This is a genomic window from Spirillospora sp. CA-294931, from assembly GCF_050946795.1.
In the GTDB taxonomy this organism is placed as follows: domain Bacteria; phylum Actinomycetota; class Actinomycetes; order Streptosporangiales; family Streptosporangiaceae; genus Spirillospora.
This window is the reverse complement of the sequence record NZ_CP192006.1, coordinates 7,237,864-7,256,507: the sequence shown is the minus strand read 5'-3', so window position 1 is coordinate 7,256,507 and position 18,644 is coordinate 7,237,864. Positions and strand designations below refer to the sequence as shown.

Sequence of the window (18,644 nt, the reverse complement as noted above, 5' to 3'; positions counted from 1 at the left end):
CGCGGATTCCCAGCTCACGCCCTGCACTCCTTGAATTGCTTCCACACTCGTCGTCCGTCCGGCCCTGGCGCTCCGAGATACCTGGCGCCCTTGGCCTTCTGGTCTTGGTCGGTCTTGTTGTTCGCCCACCCCAGCTTCAGCCCGAGCTTGATGCCGATCTTGTGCGGAAGATCGGTGGAGGCGTAGTCGTAGTCGACCTGGTGCGACTTCCCCTGCTGGTACAGGAGTCGTTGCAGGGGCGTGGCGTCCGGTCCGGGTGGCGTGGCGGGGGCCATGTCGTCCCAGGTCAGTTTCAGGGGAGTCACGTTCAGCCGCAGCGCGGGCTCCGCGGGGGTGCCCTTGAAGGCGTTCCCTTCGGCGCTGAGGTGCTGCTGCACCACACGTCGCTCGGCGTCGGTCCTGAGCGGCAGCTCGGTCGTGGAGGTCGTCAGCTCGTTGTTGAGGATGGTGGTCCGTGTCAGGGTGAGCTTCGTGAGCTTGCCGCTCTTGTCGTAGGTGAGCTTCATGGCTCCGGCGAGCTGGCCCCGGAACTCCTTGTTGCCCACGACATAGCCCGCGCCGATCTTGGAGCCACCACTGACCTCGAAGGTCACCGACCTGGACCCGTCGCGCCTGTCCTCCTCGATGACCGCCTTGTTCTTGGCCTCGATGGACACGTAGCCCCTCAGGTTCGGCTTGACGGTGGGACCGCCGGACGCGTCCTTGGAGTTGCCGAAGATCCCGCCGATCGACCCTTCGGCGGTTCCGCCGAACTCGTACTCGCGCCGGGTGATGTCCGGACCGCGCAGGTCGGGGGTGTCGAGCGCCTTGATCACCTTCCCGCCCAAGGCCGGGATCAGGGTCTTGAGCCCCTTGAGCGAGTTCTGGGCGGCCTTCTTGCGAATGTCCTGGACGAACCTGTCCGCCTCGTCCCCGCTGTCGAACACCCAGGAATCCCCGTTGCCCAGCTTGAACCTCGCGGTGACGTCGATATCGGCTCCCAGGGCGAAGGCGTTCCCGCGCTGAGCCGTGGCGCCGAGTCCCGCGGTGGCGCCGAGCGCCCGCGTGTTGATCGCCGTGATCGTCACCCTGCCGGTCGAGTCCGTGCTCCGGATCAGCGTGACCTCGGAGCCGAGCTGAAGGAATGCGATGTCAATCCTGTTGCCCTGCGAATTGGTCGTCGTGCTGGTGGTGCAGGACGTGGGTTTGAGATCCTTCTCCTTGGGCGAGACGCATTCCTTTTCGCCCTTGACCAGTTTGCACATCGCGTATTCGATGTTCTGCGCGGCCGGGCCGCCCGGCACGATGAACGCGCCGAGAACCCCGAGGACGAGCGCGCCCACCAGGATCACCGCACCGTACTCCAGGCCGCTGGCTCCCAGATCCGTCGGCCGGACGCGCCGGCAACGGTGGGGGCTCGGGCGAGCCGACATGATGTCCGCCTCCAGGTCGTGCGCCGCGACCGATTCTGGTGCGTCGCTTTCCTTGGGAGGCTACGGTTTGCGAATTGGCGCGGCAGAGAGCCCAGGGCCCTATTCGGGGCCCATTTATTTGGGTCCGCCCGATGCGAACTTTTCCGGTGTTCGACGCATCCCCGGTGGTGGAGGCGGCATCAGCCCGGGGTCACCATCAGCGTGCCGAGAATCTGGTCGATCACCTGGGGGAGCCGTGCGTCCTGGACGCCGGTGACCCGCACGGTGACGGCCTTCTTGTCTCCGTAGACGACGCTCAGGTCCGCCGCCTGCGCCTTGTTCCCCGTGGACCGATCCTCGTAGCGGTAGTTCACGCGGATCGCGCCGTTGGCGCCGGGGACCTGGACGGCCTTGTTGGGCTCGCGGTTCTCGATCTTGCTGCCGAGCTGTATGCCCGCGAACGAGGCCGTCGCGACCACGTCGGCCTGGGACGCCTGCGGCACCGAGGTGATCACGCCGACACGGATCATGGGCACGTCGCCCTGCTTGAGCTCCATCGCCAGAGACCAGCCCTGCGGCGGTGGGGCCTTGACCCAGCCGGGCGGGTGGGCGAGGGAGATCCGTCCCGCCGTCACGCGGGTGAAGCCCGGCGGTACGGCCGGCGTGGCGACCGACGACGGGCTCGCCTTCGCCTCGCCCTCACCGCCGGAGTCGTCGGAGCAGCCGGCGGCGAAGGCACCGGCCACCAGGGCGAGACACATGCCGGTGACGGCGAGCCCTCTTCGGCGCATGCGGTCCTCCCGGTTCACGACTTGCATTCCTTATACCGCTTCCATTGGCGCTCGCCGTTCGTGCCCGTGGCTCCCAGGTACTCGGCGTTCTTGGCCTTCTGATCGCGGTTGGCGACGGTCACGCCGGCCCCCAGCTTCAGGCCCAGCTTGACGTTGGCCCCGTAGGCCTGGTCGGTGGCACTGTAGTCATAGTCGACCTTCTGGGTCTTGCCCTTGTCGAACAGCAGCTTCTGCAGGGGCGTGGCATTCGGGCCCGGCGGGGAAACCGGGGCCATGTCGTCCCAGGTGAGCTTGAGGGGCGTCGCCGCAGGGATGCCGTTCGCGCCCAGCGAGTCGGCGCCCAGGTGGTGGTAGACGGCCGCGCGCTCGGCGTCGGTGGTGATCGGCAACTCGGTCGTGGTCGTGCTCAGCTCGTTGTTGACGACGGCCGTCCGTACCAGGGTCATCTTGGTGAGCTTGCCGTCCTTGTCGTAGGTGAGCTTCACCGAGCCCGCGACCTGGCCGCGGACCTCCTTGTTCTCGATGATGTAGTTGCCGCCGGCCTTGGCGCCGCCGCCCACCTCGACGGTGACCGAGGTCGAACCGTCCCGCTTGTCCTTCTCGACGATCGCCTTGCCCTTGGCGTCGACCGAGACGTAGCCGCTGAGGTTCGGCTTGAGCTTGTTGTCGCCACGGGTGTCGGTGATCGGGTTGCCGTCGGAGTCCTCGTCGCCGCGCTTGGCCCGGTCGCCGTCCTTGTTCTTCTTGCCCGGGCCGATGCTGATGCCGGCATTGATCCCGGCGTTGCCGTTCAGCTCGATCTCGTAGCGGTTGATGTCGGGGTCCCGCACCTCAGGGGGGTCGACGGTTTCGACGATCTTGCCACCGAGCCAGCCGATGACGCCGGTCTGCTTGACCCCGTCGATCTTGGCCCGGTGCTGGATCTCGCCGATGAACTTGTCGGCCTCGGCCTGGCTGTTGAAGACCCAGCTGTCCCCGATGCCGCCCTTGATGTTGGCGCGGGCGTCGGCGTCGGCGCCGATGTTGATGGCGTTGCCCCAGTTGACGCCGGCCCCCACACCGGTGCCGACGCCGAGGGCGCTGCTGTTCACGGCCGTGACGGTGACCTTGCCGGTCGAGTCCGTGGCGCGGATGAAGGTGATCTCCTTGCCGGCCTGGAAGAAGGCGATGTCGACCGTGGCACCGTAGGTCTGCGTCGACGACACGGTCGTGCAAGCGGTGGGCTTCAGTGCCTTGTCCGCGGGGGACTCGCACTCGCGCTCGCCGTTGAACAGCTTGCAGATGGCGTATTCGACGTTCTGGCCGAAGAGCCCGTTGGGGACGGTGAGAAAGGCCAGGGCGCCCAGCACCATGGCGCCCACCATGATCAGCGCCCCGTACTCGAGCCCGCTCGCACCGGCGTCCCGGGCCAGGCTGCGGTTGCTCGACCCTGAGCGTGACAGCATGTCGTCCCGCCTCCCAGCACCGCGCCGACGGTGGCTGTCGAAGTGACTGCGTTCCTGTTGGGAGGTTATGGGCCAAGTACGTTTTTGGCCCGGGGTCCAGGACCCAAATCCGGGCCCAAGCGAGAGTGGGCCCATAGGCCTACGGGCGGGGCCCCTATTTCAGGAGAGCGACCTGGGACGCGGGCGGCGCCTGGACGGTGACGGGGATTCCCCAGTTGGAGTAGGTGGCGGTCGTGGACGCCTTCGTGGAGCCGACGGTGACCGAGTACCGCCGCGGCAGACCGCGTTCGTCCACCCACAACTGCCAGGCCAGGGCCTTGATACCGCTCGACGACATCTTCTGGTACTCCTCCTCGCGCATCGCCGAGGTCTCGGTGCTGCCGTCATATCGCGTCACCTGAACGCCGGAGAACTGCTCCTTCACCGGCTTTGCCGTCGCCTTCCCCGCCTTTACCAGAGCCAATCCGGTATCGGTCGAGATCTCACCCATATAGCGCTCGACCGACGACAGAATGGTGCTGAGAAACTTACCGCCCTCATCCAGATCGGCATTCTTGATCTCCTGATGCGAGATGCGCATCCAGGGCTTGCCGACCTCGATTTCCTGCCCCTCGTCCCGGGCGTAGACGAATCCGTCCTTCAGGACGGCGTGCGTGGTCCCCTCGGGATCGGTCATCGTGATGCGTCCCGTCGGCGTCGGGGTGTCGGTGCGCACGTCCGCCGTGGCCTCCTGCTTTCCCGAGTCGCCGCCGGCGATGACCACCTGCGCGTGCAGGCTGCGCGCGACCTTGACCTGACGGCCGATGGTGGCCACCAGTTCCGCGGGCTCCTCCGGTAGCTTGATCGGCGCGATCGTCACAGGCTGTTCGGGTGCGGGCACGCTCGTCTTGGCCACCGGGGCCTTTTTCTCCGTCGGCTTGGAGTCACTGCAGCCGACGACCAGCGAAGCCAGAACGACCAGTGAGAAAACGTGCTTCATAGTCGGTCAGCTTAGGGCGTTAAGTACACCCACCAAAAGTGTGAACTTTAGGTCCCCAGACCCTGGCCCCGGCCGGACGCAAACGGGTGGACTGTCCTGGGTCATCTATCTCGGGGGAGGTCTCACCAGTGGGTCGGCGGTGGCGTCTGGGGGATCGTGGTGCGTCGGCGCTGGAGTACGGTGCGATCATCGGCGTGGCCGCGGTCGTCTTGGCCGCGCTGATCCTGCTGGTCCCTCCGAGGATGTCGTCGGGCACCAAGACCGCCTTCTGTGAGCTTTTCGGTGGCAAGAACTGCGACAAGCAGAGCAGTTCTTCTCCTGCGGCCGGGAACCCGAGTTCGGGTCCGAGTGGTGGGCCGCCCTCGTTGCCGGGGACGCCTGAGCAGGCGGCTTACGACAAGGCCAAGCGTGACGCCGACACGGCCAACACCGAGGCCTCCAACGCGGAGAAAGAATTCGAGGGTCTCAAGGACGAGTTGTGGTCGTTTCTGAAGGACCTGATCGGGATCACCGAGGCTGAGAAGTGCATCAAGGACTTCGACATCATGGCCTGCATCGAGACCGCGGCCAATGCGATCCCGTGGGGCAAGGCTTTCAAGCTTTTGCGTAAGTTGCCCAAGGCGTTCAAGCTGGCGGGTCGTTTCAAGAACATCTGGGACAAGGTCAGCGCGGCCCGCAAGAAACGCGACGATGCCCAGCGTGCCCTGAAGAAGGCCGAAGACGACCTCCGCAAGAAGAAGGAAGCCGACCGTCAAAAACAGGCTGGCGAGGACCCGAAGAAGAAGCCGTCCTGCCCCCTGCCACGGCGCGCACCGAACGACGCGAACAGCCGCCACCTCCGGCGGATCGCGTCCGGGACCATCGGCGAAGCAGGCGTGCCGCTGGCCCAGGCCACCACACCGCCTCCCAGTGATGACGACCTCTGCCTGACCGAGCACGCCAAGCAGCGCCTGAAAGACCGGCACGTCACCATGGAAGAGGCCAGAAAGGTTCTCACTCAGACGCCCTTCTCCTACTGGCACGAGGATCAGTGGAAGACCGGATACTGGGATCCTGAGCTTCAGATCTTCATCGGGAAGACGATCGATGGGAACATCAACACCATCATCGATCCGGCGGACCGACAGTACATTGAGAACCTCAAGTCACGCCGGCCCGGTGGAGGCGGCGGGAAGAAGAAGGGCCGGAGATGACGAGGGTGACCTACGATCGCCAAGCGAACGCGGCCTACATCTACCTCAACGATCCCGCCCTGGACAATGATGTGGCCTTCGTCTACCCGTGCGATCCGATCAAGGTGGACGGCATGATCAACCTTGATTTCGCCGAGGACGGCCGCCTGGTGGGCGTGGAGGTGCTGGACGCGAGAGCGAAACTTCCTCACTACCTTCTCGATCGCGCGGAAATCATCGGCTGACGGAAGGAAGGGCGTACCAGTGGGTCGGCGGTGGCGTCTGGGGGATCGTGGTGCGTCGGCGCTGGAGTACGGTGCGATCATCGGCGTGGCCGCGGTCGTCTTGGCCGCCTTGATCCTGCTGGTCCCTCCGAGGATGTCGTCGGGCACCAAGACCGCCTTCTGTGAGCTTTTCGGTGGCAAGAACTGCGACAAGCAGAGCAGTTCTTCTCCTGCGGCCGGGAACCCGAGTTCGGGTCCGAGTGGTGGGCCGCCCTCGTTGCCGGGGACGCCTGAGCAGGCGGCTTACGACAAGGCCAAGCGTGACGCCGACACGGCCAACACCGAGGCCTCCAACGCGGAGAAAGAATTCGAGGGTCTCAAGGACGAGTTGTGGTCGTTTCTGAAGGACCTGATCGGGATCACCGAGGCTGAGAAGTGCATCAAGGACTTCGACATCATGGCCTGCATCGAGACCGCGGCCAATGCGATCCCGTGGGGCAAGGCTTTCAAGCTTTTGCGTAAGTTGCCCAAGGCGTTCAAGCTGGCGGGTCGTTTCAAGAACATCTGGGACAAGGTCAGCGCGGCCCGCAAGAAACGCGACGATGCCCAGCGTGCCCTGAAGAAGGCCGAAGACGACCTCCGCAAGAAAAAGGAAGCCGACCGCCAGAACCAAGCCGGAGGGAAAAAGGACCCGAAGGGCTGTCCTGTCCCGCAGCGGCCCAGGGCATTCGGCCCGACGCGGGTGCCGCCCGGCGGCGTCACGAACGCCGCCTCCGGCCGCTTCACCGGCACGGTCGTCCTGGTGGCGACCACTCGGGCCCGCGAGGACGCGCCGACCCCGAAGGTCGACAGCGAGCGTCTCCAGCGGACGGTGAACGCGCTGTACCATGGCGTCGGCAACCCCAACCAGATCGGGGACGGCAGCGCGATGGCCGCGGCCAATCACGAGGCGCTTGGCGGGCCCAACGTCGAGGGTAAGAGCCACATCACCAGCACCACGCAACTCAAGGCGAGTCTCGAAAAGTTCTTGAGGGAGAACGAGACCCGCCTCAAAGGTGGGCGTAAGGTCCCGAACGTCAAGTCCGCCAGGGATATAGAAGTCGCCAAGTCCCTCATCCAGGCCATCGACGATGCGCTCGCCGGAAAGTACAAAGGCTTCAAGGAATACGGCGGGCTCGGATGCTGATCGATAGTGAGGCGGAGTTCGTTCGGAGGCTGCTGGTCGCCTTTCCCGAACTGGACGACCTCTACGAGACTCATGTCTTCAATAACGACGGCCTGCTCGCTCACGTCTTCTTCTGGGATGTAACACAGGAAGTGGTCCAGGGGTTCCTGGGCAAGGAGAGCGACGTCCCCAGCTGGCGCCGTTTCCTGTCGTTTCTCGAGGAGGCTTACCCCGGTGCCGACACGCCTGTGAAGAACCTCATCGGGACCTCGTTCCTCTACAACCTGCCCTGGCCGGGCCAGGAGGGCGCCGAGATAGCCGATGCCCTCGGCCCCGTCCTCAGCGAGGTCTACACTCGCGTCCGCGCCTGACGAGGGGGCCTGCCACGGAAAGCCCGAAGTGGCGGTTCGGGTGATCGAGGCCAGAAACGTTCGGAAGCACCGGAGGGGGAAGGGTGTCGGTTCCGGCGACGCTGGTCTTCGCGGAGGCCGTGCGGCCCGAGGAGCTTCGGGAGCTGGTCGTCTCACTCGGTGGGACGCCGAGCGCCGATCCGGAGCACTCGCAACTCCAGCGGGACGACGGGTGCGTGTGGGTGATCCCGTCGGACTGGGAGGGGCCGATGTTCTCGGCGAAGTCCGGGCGTGACCGGGAGATCGAGCGCGCCCTGGGCGGGCCTCCGGGCGCGATGGCGACCATGGAGATCTCGCATGGGCGGGGGAGTGAGTGGCTGGCGGCGGAGATCGTGCTCGCCGCCGCCGAGCGCTGGCGGCTGGTGCTGCTCGACCGCGCGGAGACGGTCGTCACGGTCGAGGAGTTCAACGAGCGCCTCGCCAAGCGTCCGACGGGGTTCTTCTGGCCGGACGGCACGTTCGACTTCCAGAAGGCCGCCCGTTCCGAACGCGCCGACCCCGTCACCCTGCTCCTCCCCAACGAGGCCGCTCCCGAGCAGATCAGGGGAGTGCTGCGCTCATTCGGAGCCCAATTGGACCCCGACGAGCGGACCGACGCCGAGTTCACCCGTGCCGGCGCCCACGTCTGGATCTATCTGGACGCCGAAGTCACCCTCGACCCCTTCAAGGGCCCCATCTACCGGGACACGGTGGGAAGGCCGCCCTACGCGGCGATCCGCCTGGACGTCTTCGGCGGCAACGACTCCGAGACGCTGGCCATGGAGCTCATCGAGGCCCTCGCCGCCCACTGGCCCGTTCTGGCCCAGGGCGAGCACGGCCAGCTCATGACCCTCGACGACCTCCGCACCCGCGCCGTCCAGGGCAGCCCCAACCTCTTCGCGCCCTAGGGCGACCCATGGCGTGAGAAAGGCCCCCGCCTGGAGTGGGGGCCTTTCCGCTGGGGGTCAGTGGTGGGTGCGGCGGTGCCAGGGGCGGTGGGATTCGGTGCGGGTGTAGGTGGCGCTGAGGAGGGCCACGCCGAGGGCGGCGATGATCACCGCGAAGACGATGGCCACCAGGGTTCCGGCGCCGAGGGCGTTGGCTATCACTCCGCCGAGGATGGCGCCCGCGATACCGACCAGGATCGTCATGAGCATGCCGATGGGGTTCCGGCCCGGAACGATGAGGCGGGCCAGGGCTCCGATCACGGCACCGACGATGATGAACCAGAGGATCGTCGTGAGCATTGTCGATCACCATTTCGTTGTCGGACGGTCGCGTCTTCAGCGGCCGTCGTCGGTGGTCGGTATGCCCGTCCCTCGGGGTTCAAACAGGCGTTCAGGTGTACTGGGAGCCTCCGAAGCCGACGGTTCGGCCCTCTTCCTCGGTGATCTCGAGGTAGGCGATGTGGGCGGCGGGCACGACGGCGCGGCCGTTGCGCTGGTCTTTGAGGATCAGGACGCCGTGGTCGGCCTTGAGGGCGTCGGCCAGCGCGGCCTGGACCTCGTCGGCCGTCTGGGTCGTCTCGACCACGAGCTCCTTGGGCACGAACTGGACGCCGATGCGAACCTGCACTCGATCTCCCTTGCCTCGGGCCCCGACGGGCTCATGCCTTCGATGGTGCCACGAAGATCGCTCAGCCGGTGCGGGGGAAGCCCGAGATTCCGCGCCAGGCGAGCCTGGCGATGATCTTCTCGGCGGTGTCCTTGGGGATGGCGCGGTGCTGGGAGAGCCAGTATCGGGCGCTGACCTCGGCCATGCCGACCAGGCCCATGCCGAGCAGGAACGCCTCGTCGGTGGGGGCGTCGGTGTCCTCGGAGATCACCTGGGCGATCATCTCCGCGCACTGCTGGTTGGCGCGCTCGACGCGGGCGCGGACGGGGGCGACGTTGCGCAGGTCGGACTCGAAGACCAGGCGGTACGCCTCGCCCTCGCCGGCCACGAAGTCGTAGAAGGCCTGCATGCACGCCTGGACGCGCAGTTTGTTGTCCGTGGTCGAGGCCAGGGCCTCGCGGACGGTGTTGACCAGCCCTTCCGCGTGCTCGTCCAGCAATGCCAGGTAGAGCTCGAGTTTGCCGGGGAAGTGCTGGTAGAGCACCGGCTTGCTGACGCCGGCCCGCTCGGCGATCTCGTCCATCGCCGCGGCATGGTAGCCCTGGGCGACGAACACCTCCTGCGCTGCGCCGAGAAGCTGCCTGCGGCGTGCCAGTCGCGGCAGTCTCGTGCCACGGGGGCGGGCGTCCGGGGTAGCGGTCACCACACTCTCCGATCACCGGTTCGATGCGGCGGTCCGGGGTAGTCCGCCGCGCGTCGTCAATCACATCATCCTACGCGCCGGTAACCTCCCTGGTCACCAACGTCGCCGAGTGACGACCCCCGTTAACGGTAATCGTCCTCGTCGAGGACGACCTCGCGCGTCTGGTCGGCGGCGTCGGCCTCGTCGGCGTCGAAGGGTACCTGCTCCGGCCACCGCGGCGCCTCTTGATCGTTCAAAGGCTCCACGGCGTCGGCCTCATTGCTGAGCACGGCTTCGCTTTCGGCCTCGCTCATCGCGTCTCCTCTCAGAGGCGCCCGGCCAGCTCGCGAAGCGGAGCCTCGATGGCCTCCCCGTACGTCGGGAACGCGTGCACGACGTCGGTGAGCAGGCCCAGCGGCGTCTCCGCGCGGATGGCCAGGGCGATCTCGCTCATCCACTCCTCAGCGTAAAGCCCCACGGCCGCGGCGCCGATCAGCAGCCCGCGTGAACGGTCGGCGTACAGTTCGACCCGGCCCCTCTCGTCGGCCTCCACCGCCGCCCTGGACGTGGCGGCCAGGTCATACCCCGCGGTGAGCAGGTCGATGCCCCGCTCCTCTGCCTCTCGGGGGGAGACGCCGACGGAGTAGACGGTCGGCGCGGTGTAGACGACGCGGGGGACGGCCCTGTAGTCGGCCTCCCGGCGCTTGCCCAGCACGTTGGAGATCACCACGCGGGCCTGGTAGCGGGCGGCGTGGGTCGTCCTGGCGACCCCGGTGACGTCGCCCGCGGCCCAGACGCCGCCCGGCCCGTGCCCGCCGACCTGGCAGGTCTCGTCGATCGTCAGGCCCTCGCCCGGCCGGACGGCGATGCCGAGCGTCTCCAGCCCGAGACCCTCGACCCGGGGACGGCGCCCGGCCGCGATGAGGATGCGGTCGGCGTCGACCGTCCCGCCGTCGGTCAGCCAGAGCCGCAGCCCGACCGGGCCCCGCTCGACGCGGCCGAGCTGGGCGCCCAGGCGCAGGTCGACGCCCAGCCGGCGCAGGGAGTCGGCGAGGATCTCGCCGGTGAAGGCCGCCTCGGCGGTCAGCAGCCGCCCGGCCGCCTCGACCAGCGTGACCTGCGAGCCGAAGGCGGCGTAGACCTGGGCCATCTCGCAGCCGACGGGCCCGCCGCCGAGGATGACCAGGCGCCGGGGCAGGTCGGGGACGGTCAGCGCGGCGTCGCTGGTCCAGGTGGGGACGTCGGCCAGGCCGTCGATCTCCGGGACGGCCGGCTCGCTCCCGGTGCTGACGACCAGGTCGGTGAAGGCGTGCTCGGTGCCGTCGACCTCGATCACACCGGGCCGCAGGACGCGGCCCCGGCCGCGCAGGACGGTCACGCCGCCCTCGGCCATGCGCGCGACGGCGCTGTCGTCGTCGAGGTGCCCCGTCACCTCGTCGCGCCTGGCGGTGGCCAGCTCCCAGGTCTCGCCGCGCCGGGCCGACAGCAGCAGCGACTTGGAGGGCATACAGGCGAAGTACGGGGACTCGCCCCCGACCAGGTGGTTCTCCACCAGCGCCACGTTCCGTCCCGCCTGGGCCAGGCCGACCGCGACCAGCTCGCCCGCGGATCCGCCTCCGAGCACCACGACGTCGTAAGGATGGTTCTGCGACACTGACTTCCCCTCCGCACCGCTCGCGATGTCCCCGCCCCCTCATGGTGACGGAACTCGGTGCCGGAGAGTGGCCGTTCGAACACATTAAGGCAGCGGCGGGCCGCCCTCCAGGATGGGGGCGAGCAGGTCGCCGTGCTCCTCGACCCGGGCGAGCGCCTCCTCGGGCGTGAAGACCAGATCATCCGGTTTCTGGACGGCTTCGAGCTCGTCCCAGGTGATGGGCATGGACACCGAGGGGGAGTCGGCGGCGCGCAGCGAGTACGGGGCCACGGTGGTCTTGGCGGGGTTGTTCTGGCTCCAGTCGACGAAGACCTTGCCCTTGCGCAGCCGTCGCTCCATTTTGGAGATCACGAGCTCCGGGCGGGCCTCGGCGAGCCGCTCGGCGGCGCGCTTGGCGTACTCCGACGTGCCGTCGCTCTCCTTGATCGGGACGTAGAGGTGCATGCCCTTCTTGCCGCTGGTCTTGGGATGGCAGTCGAGGCCGTCCTCGGCCAGGACGTCGCGCAGCAGCACCGCGACCTCGCAGGCGTCGACGATCGTCGCGGGGGCGCCCGGGTCGAGGTCGAAGACCACCAGGTCGGGGCTGTGCAGCTTGCCCCGGGGGCCGACCTTCCACTGCGGGACGTGCAGTTCCAACGCGGCCATGTTGGCGCACCACACCAGCGTGGGCAGGTCGTCGACCACGATGAAGTCGAGCGTGCTGCGGCCGGTGGAGCTGCCCGGGGTGGGGATCGTGGCGGTGCGGATCCAGTCGGGGGTGTGGCGGGGCGCGTTCTTCTCGAAGAACGAGTTGCCGTTCACGCCGTCCGGATACCGGATCCGGGTGGCGGGACGGCCCTTCAGATGCGGGAGCAGCACCGGCGCGATCTTGACGTAGTAGTCGATGACCTCGCCCTTGGTGAACTCCGGGAAGAGGTTCTTGTCCAGGTTCGACAGCGTCAGCTCCCGGCCGTCGACCTCGACGCTGACCTTCTTAGGGCTCACGGATCACCTCTGCGGGGTCTTTGTCGTCGCGCAGCCCGCGCCATGACGGGAAGCGCAGCCGCCCGTCCCTGGTGCGGACGCTGTAGGCGACCTCCCCCACCAGCCGTGGATCAACCCACTGGGCGTCGCGGGAGAACTCCCGGGGGACGGGTTCGTCGAAGGGGCTGGTGGAGCGCCGCAGGGGCCACAGGGCCTCGTACATCTCGTCCAGGGCCCGGTCGGTGAACCCGGTGCCGACATGGCCGACGAACACCAGCCGGCCCTTGGGGTCGTAGACGCCGAGCAGCAGCGACCCGACGCCGCCCTCGCGCCGTCCCTTGCCGGGCTTCCACCCGCAGACGATCACCTCGCTGGTGAGGAAGTTCTTGACCTTGCGCCAGAAGTCGACGCGGCGGCCGGGCCGGTAGGGGGAGTCGAGCCGCTTGGCCAGCAGCCCTTCGAGCTTCTGTTCCTGGGTGAACTCCAGCAGCTCGGTCACCTGGGCGCTGTCGCCACCGTTCAAATACGGGGGGACCTCGACGGGTCCGGTGGCGGCCAGGTCCAGGTCGGCCAGCAGGGCCCTGCGGTCGGCGTAGGGCATGTCGTAGAGGAGGTGGCCGTCCAGGAAGAGCAGGTCGAAGACGACGTAGCGGACGGGAACCTCCCGGATCAGCCGCGGATCGGGATGGGCGACGTGCATGCGGCGCTGCAGCCGCTCGAAGCTCGGACGGCCGTCCTCGAAGGCCACCACCTCGCCGTCCAGGACGACGTCGTGGTGGGGGAGGAGGTCGGCGAGGCCGGACAGTTCCGGATAGCGTCCGGCGAGCTCGGTGGTGCGGCGCCCGCTGGCGCGCACCCCGTCCGCCGAGACATAGGTGATCACGCGGACGCCGTCCCACTTGAGCTCCAGGCCCCAGCGCACGGCGTCGTCGGGAAGCTCCCCGGTGGCGGCCGTCATCGGCTGCACCGGCCACGGCATGGTCATAGTCGCTCTCTACCCTCCGCCCGCTCCATGGAAAAAAGGATCAAGAGTCGGTTGTGGCGCAAATCGAACTGGGTTGCGAGGCTAGGAGTCAATAGCCTCGGGGTAAGGATCGATCATGCGGAGTATTTGGAAGGGTGCGATCTCGTTCGGCCTGGTGACGGTGCCGGTGAAGGTGTACTCGGCGACCGAGCAGCGCGACGTCGCGTTTCACCAGGTGCACCGCAAAGACGGCGGCCGCATCAAGTACAAGCGGGTGTGCACGGTCGACGGCGAGGAGGTGCCCTACGCCGACATCGCCAAGGGGCACGAGCTGCCCAGCGGCGAGATGGTCGTGCTCACCGACGAGGACTTCGCCGATCTCCCGTTGTCGACCAGCCGCCGCATCGACGTGCTCCAGTTCGTCGACGAGGAACAGGTCGACCCGATCTACTTCGCCAAGTCGTACTACCTGGAGCCCGACCAGCAGGGCGCCAAGCCCTACGTGCTGCTGCGGGACGCCCTGGAGCAGTCGGGCCGGGTGGCGATCGTCAAGGTCGCGCTGCGGCAGCGCGAGTCGCTGGCCACGCTGCGGGTCCGCGAGGGCGTGTTCGTCCTGGAGACCATGCTGTGGCCGGACGAGATCCGCGCCCCCGCCTTCCCCTTCCTGGACGAGGACATCGAGGTCCGCAAGCAGGAGCTCACCATGGCCACCTCGCTGATCGAGACCATGGAGGGCGACTTCGACCCGGGCGAGTACAAGGACGCCTACCGCGAGGCCCTCCAGTCGGTCATCGACGCCAAGATCGAGGGCCGCGAGGTCGAGCGGCCGGAGGCCGAGGCCGAGGAGGCCCCCGCCGCCGACCTGCTCAGCGCGCTGCGCGCCAGCGTCGAGGCCGCCAAGAAGAGCCGGGGCGAGAAGAAGCCCGCCGCCAGGAAGGCGCCCGCGAAGAAACCCGCCGCCAAGAGCTCGTCGTCCAAGGCGTCCGGATCGTCGAGGTCGAGGTCGGCGGGCTCCAAGCAGCCGGCCGAGAAGAAGGCGCCCGCCAAATCGCGCACCCGCAAGTCGGCCTAGCCGTCAGGCTCTCAGGAGCCGAACGGGACGGTGGTGCACAGCAGCCGGTCGCCCGCGCCGCCGGTGTGGTGGTCGGTCGGCTCGGCGTGGACGACCACCGAGCCCGCGTCGCCCTTGGCGACCACCCACGGGACGGTCGTCTTCGAGCGCGCCTCGCCGTCTCTGCCGACGGTGACGTCCAGCCAGATCTCCTTGTCGTGCAGCGGCGTGCCCGGCTTGGCGTTCGGGTTCTGGTAGTGCGGCCCGGCGTCGGCGGGCTTGGGCCCGCACGCCTTCTGGTGGACGTGGACGCCGAACGTCTTGCCCTTCGCGGCGGCCGGGAAGCCCTTGGCCTTCAGCCGGACGCTGGTCGTGCCCTTGTGGGTCTTGACGCGGATTCGCGTGGTGACGTCCCCGTACGCCTTGTCGTAGGTGTAGGTCGGCCCCTTCGCCCAGATCACGTGTGACCCGCCCGCCGGAGCCGCGGCGGCGGGCACCGTCAGCAGCCCCAGGCCGGTGCAGACCGCGGTGAGCGTGACGGCCGTGCGCTTCGGATATGCCATGAGCTTCCTCTCGTCACGGGAGTACCACCGCCCGATGATGCCCGCTGGACGCCGCTCATTCCATGGCACGCAGTGCCGGGCGTTTTGCAGTGACGGCATCGCCGGACGAGCGCCCGCGCAGCCTGCGTCCCACCCACGGCGCGAGGTAACCGCGTGCCCAGCGCAGGTCGTGCAGCCGCCGCGCGCCCTTTCCGAGTTCGGGAAGGGGAGCCAGGACGGGCTCGCGCCACGCGCCGGGCTCGGCCCCCTCGACGCCGAGCGCTTCGAGAGTGGCCAACGCCACACGCCGGTGCCCGTCGGACGACATGTGCAGGCGGTCGACGCCCCACATGCGCGAGTCGCGCAGGACGTCCATCGACCACTGGTCGACGACGTGCGCGCCCCGGCGGGCCGCGATGCCGCGCAGCAACTCGTTGAAGACGGCGACCCGGCCGCGGGTGCGGCTGATCACGGGCTGGCCCACCGGGTCGACGCCGGTGAACAGGACGACGTCGGCACCCGCGTCGCGGATGCGCGCGACGGCGGCGTCCATGCGTCCGGCGAGCGCGTCCACGTCGGTCTTGGGACGCAGCAGGTCATTGCCGCCGCCGGAGATCGAGACCAGATCGGGCTTGAGGTCGAGGGCGGGCGGAAGCTGCTCGGCGATGATCTGGTCGAGCAGCCGTCCGCGCACGGCGAGATTGGCGTACCCGAACCCGTCGACCCGTGCGCTCAGCGCCTCGGCGACCCGGTCGGCCCAGCCGCGCCATTCCCCGTCGGCATAAGGGTCGCCGAGCCCCTCGGTGAAGGAGTCGCCGATCGCCACATAACGCGTCCATGCCATGCCCAACATGCTATGACTGGCCCCACCATGACCAAACGCCCGCCCCGAACGTGGTCGGGCGGACGGCCGGGGTGGGGTGTGGGTCAGTTGGCCAGGACGCGGGCCAGCAGGGTGGCGGCGCGGGAGGGCTCGTCGCAGGGGGCGATGCGTTCGCCCCAGCCGTAGAAGTACGACCAGACCTCGCCGTCGGAGCCGGAACGTTCCGGGGCGGCGATGACGTTCTCGTTCAGGCCCGTCAGCTCCGGGTTGGCCACCAGGGCGGACGGCCAGCGGTCGGCGGGGACGGCCATCTCGACCCGCCAGCCGCGGGCGCGCAGCTCGTCGGTCAGGCGCTCCAGGTGCCCGAGCGCCGTCTCGGCATCGGTGATCACCTGCGAGGACATGGTGCCTCCAAGGGGGTGCAAGGAATGTTGCACAGTCTCTTGGGGCCGGGGGCCGAGCACAAGCGGTTCGGCCGAAGTCGCCTGTCCGAAATCGGGTCGATACCCGGGGGCGCGTGGCCCCCGGGTATCGGTCCTGGTCAGGTACTGGCGGGTTCGAGGGTCTTCGGGGTTTCCGGGGTGGCGGGCGAGTCGTCCTCGCGGATGCCGTAGCGGCGGTAGAGCCGGGCGAGCGGCCCCGGCGCCCACCAGTTCGCGCCGCCCAGCAGGCGCATCGTGGCCGGGACGAGCAGGGCCCGCACGATCGTGGCGTCCACGACGAACGCGATCACCATGACCACGCCGGTCATCTTGATGAAGGTGATGCCCGAGGTGGAGAACGCCCCGATCACCACGATGAACAGCAGCGCCGCGCTGGTGATGATCCCACCGGTGCGCTGCAGCCCGGTCGCGACGGCGGCCGTGTTGTCGCCGGTCAGGTCGTACTGTTCGCGGATTCGCGAGAGCAGGAACACCTCGTAGTCCATCGACAGGCCGAACAGCATCGCCAGCATCAGCACCGGCATGGCCGGGTTGATCGAGCCGGTGGCGGTGAAGCCCAGCAGGTCCGACAGGTTGCCGTCCTGGAAGATCCACACCATCGCGCCGAAGGCGGCCGACAGCGAGAACAGGTTCATCAGCATCGCCTTGAGCGGCAGGATCAGCGAGCCGAAGGCCAGGAACAGCAGGACGAACGTCGCTCCTCCGACGACCAGCGCGAGCCAGGGCAGGGTCGCCCCGAGGCTGTCGAGCTGGTCGGCCTCGTCGGCCGAGGCGCCCCCGATGAGAGCCTCGGCCGACGAGGGCGCGGGCACCGCGCGGACCTCCTTGACCAGCGCGCGCGCCCGGTCGGACGAGGGAGCGGCGTCATAGGTCAGGGCGATGCGGGTCGTCTCGCCCTTGGCGCCGGTCACCGAGGCGCCGGTGATGCCCGGGATCGCGGTGAGCTTGGCGGAGTACGCCTGGACGGCCTGCTGGTCGGTCGTCCCGGTGACGACGGCCTCGATCGGGGACGTGGAGCCTCGGGTGAAGTCCTTCTCCAGGGACTCGGTGACCACGCGGGGGTCGGAGCCGGACGGCATGACGCGGGCGTCCACACCGCCCCAGCTGATGTTCAGGAAGGGCGTGCCGAGCGCCAGCAGCAGCGCCAGCGTGGACACGGCGTAGAGGGCCGGACGCCGCATGACGCTGTGTGCCAGCCGGTACCAGCCGCCGTTCCCCGTCGCGCCGGTCTTGGCGCGCCTGCGGCGGACGGGCAGCGCGTTCACCCGGTGACCCAGGACGGCCAGCAGGGCGGGCAGGACGGTCAGCGCCCCGATCATGCACACCACGACGGTGGCGATGCCCCCGTAGCCCATGGAGACCAGGAAGTTCTGGTCGAACAGCAGCAGACCGGCCAGCGAGACGGTCACCGTGAGCCCGGAGACGGCGACGGTGCGTCCCGCCGTGGCCATCGTCCGGACGATCGCGTCCTCGACCACCGCCCCTCGGTCCAGTTCCTCGCGGAACCGGCCGACGATGAACAGCCCGTAGTCGATCGCCAGCCCCATGCCGAGGAACGTGGTGATCTGGACGGCGAAGATCGACACGTCGGTGCCGAAGGTCAGCGCGTGCAGGGCCGTGAACGAGCCCAGCACGGCCAGCCCGCCGATCAGCAGCGGCAGGCTCGCCGCGACCAGACCGCCGAAGATCAGCACGAGCAGCACCAGCAGGACGGGCATCGCCATGGCCTCGGCCCGGCCGATGTCGGCGGAGACGCGCGAATTGATCGCGGTCTGCGTCGCCTGGTCGCCGCCGACGGTGGCGGTCAGCCCGCCGCCGACCTCGGTGAGGCGGTCGGAGATCGCCTCGTACTTCTTCTCCCGTGCGCTTTCGTCGGCGCCCGCGAGACGCAGGACGGCGAAGGTGGCCGTCCGGTCCTTGCTGACGAACTGTGGCGCCTTGGCCGTCCAGTAGGTCGTGGTGGCCGAGATCGCGTCCCGGGGGAGGGCCGCCAGGGCTCCTTCGACCGAGGTCCGGTAGGCGGGGTCGTCGACCGTCCGGCCGTCGCTCGCGCGGTAGAGGACCACGACGTCGGCGGCGCTGCGGCCGAGGTCGCGTTCGGCCACCTGAGCTGCGCGATCGCTCTCGCTCCCGGGGGTGGTGAAGAGCCCGGCGGACGTCATCGCGCCGAACACCCCGGTGCCCCAGACCGCCATGAAGACGAGCGCGATCGCGGTCAGTCCCAGGATCGGCCGCCGTCGCCGGTGCACCACCCGGCCCCATCTCTCGAACATCGATCTCACCCTTCTCCGTGACGATGCGTAACATGAGTGAACGCTGTTAATGTGCGAACAGCGTTAACGAAAGCATGGGCTGTTTACTTTCGTCAAGGGTGTTTTTGGGGAATCATGCGAAGGCGCCCCGTGGGGGCGG

At 68.4% G+C, this 18,644-nt stretch carries 21 protein-coding genes; 6 read left to right on the top strand and 15 right to left on the bottom strand.

Annotation, left to right across the window (positions count from 1 at the left end):
- Positions 1-14 precede the first annotated feature (14 nt).
- From ACQPY4_RS32750 to ACQPY4_RS32735, 4 genes are all read right to left on the bottom strand, one after another.
- Positions 15-1,412 carry a hypothetical protein gene (locus tag ACQPY4_RS32750; protein WP_433327522.1) on the bottom strand — a complete coding sequence of 466 codons (1,398 nt, stop codon included), beginning with the start codon at positions 1,410-1,412 and terminating at the stop codon, positions 15-17.
- Between the two features lie 179 nt (positions 1,413-1,591).
- A complete protein-coding gene (locus ACQPY4_RS32745; protein ID WP_433327520.1) occupies positions 1,592-2,182 on the bottom strand; it encodes a hypothetical protein in 591 nt (196 codons plus the stop codon).
- 14 nt (positions 2,183-2,196) lie between these two features.
- On the bottom strand, positions 2,197-3,627 hold the full coding sequence (locus ACQPY4_RS32740) for a hypothetical protein (RefSeq protein ID WP_433327518.1): 1,431 nt from the start codon (positions 3,625-3,627) through the stop codon (positions 2,197-2,199).
- A 154-nt stretch (positions 3,628-3,781) separates the two neighbouring features.
- Entirely contained in the window at positions 3,782-4,606 is an 825-nt protein-coding gene (locus ACQPY4_RS32735; RefSeq protein ID WP_433327516.1) for a hypothetical protein, read from the bottom strand.
- Positions 4,607-4,800: 194 nt separating this feature from the next.
- Here ACQPY4_RS32735 and ACQPY4_RS32730 point away from each other — a divergent pair, with 194 nt between their 5' ends.
- From ACQPY4_RS32730 to ACQPY4_RS32710, 5 genes are all read left to right on the top strand, one after another.
- Positions 4,801-5,799: a hypothetical protein gene (locus tag ACQPY4_RS32730; RefSeq protein ID WP_433327514.1), complete on the top strand. Its 999-nt coding sequence runs from the start codon at positions 4,801-4,803 to the stop codon at positions 5,797-5,799.
- Positions 5,796-6,023, top strand: a complete 228-nt coding sequence (locus ACQPY4_RS32725; RefSeq protein WP_433327512.1) for a DUF2283 domain-containing protein — start codon at positions 5,796-5,798, stop codon at positions 6,021-6,023. The genes ACQPY4_RS32730 and ACQPY4_RS32725 overlap by 4 nt, the downstream gene beginning before the upstream one ends.
- Before the next feature lie 85 nt (positions 6,024-6,108).
- A complete protein-coding gene (locus ACQPY4_RS32720) occupies positions 6,109-7,188 on the top strand; it encodes a hypothetical protein (RefSeq protein ID WP_433327510.1) in 1,080 nt (359 codons plus the stop codon).
- Complete coding sequence (locus tag ACQPY4_RS32715; protein WP_433327508.1) at positions 7,182-7,538, top strand: DUF7674 family protein; 357 nt, start codon at positions 7,182-7,184, stop codon at positions 7,536-7,538. Before ACQPY4_RS32720 ends, ACQPY4_RS32715 begins: the two co-directional genes overlap by 7 nt.
- Positions 7,539-7,621: 83 nt before the next feature.
- Positions 7,622-8,464 (top strand): hypothetical protein, encoded by an 843-nt coding sequence (locus ACQPY4_RS32710; protein ID WP_433327506.1) that lies wholly within the window; start codon positions 7,622-7,624, stop codon positions 8,462-8,464.
- Positions 8,465-8,521: 57 nt separating this feature from the next.
- Here the strand turns inward: ACQPY4_RS32710 and ACQPY4_RS32705 are convergent, their stop codons facing one another.
- The 7 genes from ACQPY4_RS32705 to ligD (ACQPY4_RS32675) all read right to left on the bottom strand — a co-directional run bounded on the left by ACQPY4_RS32705 (position 8,522) and on the right by ligD (ACQPY4_RS32675) (position 13,394).
- Complete coding sequence (locus ACQPY4_RS32705; protein ID WP_433327504.1) at positions 8,522-8,803, bottom strand: GlsB/YeaQ/YmgE family stress response membrane protein; 282 nt, start codon at positions 8,801-8,803, stop codon at positions 8,522-8,524.
- 91 nt (positions 8,804-8,894) lie between these two features.
- Entirely contained in the window at positions 8,895-9,131 is a 237-nt protein-coding gene (locus ACQPY4_RS32700; RefSeq protein ID WP_433327502.1) for a DUF3107 domain-containing protein, read from the bottom strand.
- Positions 9,132-9,192: 61 nt separating this feature from the next.
- Positions 9,193-9,813, bottom strand: coding sequence for a TetR/AcrR family transcriptional regulator (locus tag ACQPY4_RS32695; RefSeq protein ID WP_433327500.1), 621 nt, complete (start codon positions 9,811-9,813; stop codon positions 9,193-9,195).
- Positions 9,814-9,935: 122 nt separating this feature from the next.
- Entirely contained in the window at positions 9,936-10,106 is a 171-nt protein-coding gene (locus ACQPY4_RS32690; RefSeq protein ID WP_433327498.1) for a hypothetical protein, read from the bottom strand.
- Between the two features lie 11 nt (positions 10,107-10,117).
- Entirely contained in the window at positions 10,118-11,446 is a 1,329-nt protein-coding gene (locus ACQPY4_RS32685; protein ID WP_433327496.1) for a dihydrolipoyl dehydrogenase family protein, read from the bottom strand.
- Positions 11,447-11,530: 84 nt separating this feature from the next.
- Complete coding sequence (gene ligD, locus ACQPY4_RS32680) at positions 11,531-12,430, bottom strand: non-homologous end-joining DNA ligase (protein WP_433327494.1); 900 nt, start codon at positions 12,428-12,430, stop codon at positions 11,531-11,533.
- On the bottom strand, positions 12,420-13,394 hold the full coding sequence (gene ligD, locus ACQPY4_RS32675; protein ID WP_433327492.1) for a non-homologous end-joining DNA ligase: 975 nt from the start codon (positions 13,392-13,394) through the stop codon (positions 12,420-12,422). The genes ligD (ACQPY4_RS32680) and ligD (ACQPY4_RS32675) overlap by 11 nt, the downstream gene beginning before the upstream one ends.
- Before the next feature lie 115 nt (positions 13,395-13,509).
- On the opposite strand from ligD (ACQPY4_RS32675), the gene ACQPY4_RS32670 reads away from it, so the two are divergent.
- On the top strand, positions 13,510-14,445 hold the full coding sequence (locus tag ACQPY4_RS32670; RefSeq protein WP_433327490.1) for a Ku protein: 936 nt from the start codon (positions 13,510-13,512) through the stop codon (positions 14,443-14,445).
- Positions 14,446-14,456: 11 nt separating this feature from the next.
- On the opposite strand, the gene ACQPY4_RS32665 is transcribed toward ACQPY4_RS32670, so the two are convergent.
- From ACQPY4_RS32665 to ACQPY4_RS32650, 4 genes are all read right to left on the bottom strand, one after another.
- Positions 14,457-14,987 (bottom strand): superoxide dismutase family protein, encoded by a 531-nt coding sequence (locus ACQPY4_RS32665; protein ID WP_433327488.1) that lies wholly within the window; start codon positions 14,985-14,987, stop codon positions 14,457-14,459.
- A gap of 55 nt (positions 14,988-15,042) precedes the next feature.
- Entirely contained in the window at positions 15,043-15,810 is a 768-nt protein-coding gene (locus ACQPY4_RS32660; RefSeq protein ID WP_433327486.1) for an SGNH/GDSL hydrolase family protein, read from the bottom strand.
- Between the two features lie 83 nt (positions 15,811-15,893).
- A complete protein-coding gene (locus tag ACQPY4_RS32655; protein WP_433327484.1) occupies positions 15,894-16,193 on the bottom strand; it encodes a hypothetical protein in 300 nt (99 codons plus the stop codon).
- Between the two features lie 137 nt (positions 16,194-16,330).
- Positions 16,331-18,505 (bottom strand): MMPL family transporter, encoded by a 2,175-nt coding sequence (locus ACQPY4_RS32650; RefSeq protein ID WP_433327482.1) that lies wholly within the window; start codon positions 18,503-18,505, stop codon positions 16,331-16,333.
- Between the last annotated feature and the right edge of the window lie 139 nt (positions 18,506-18,644).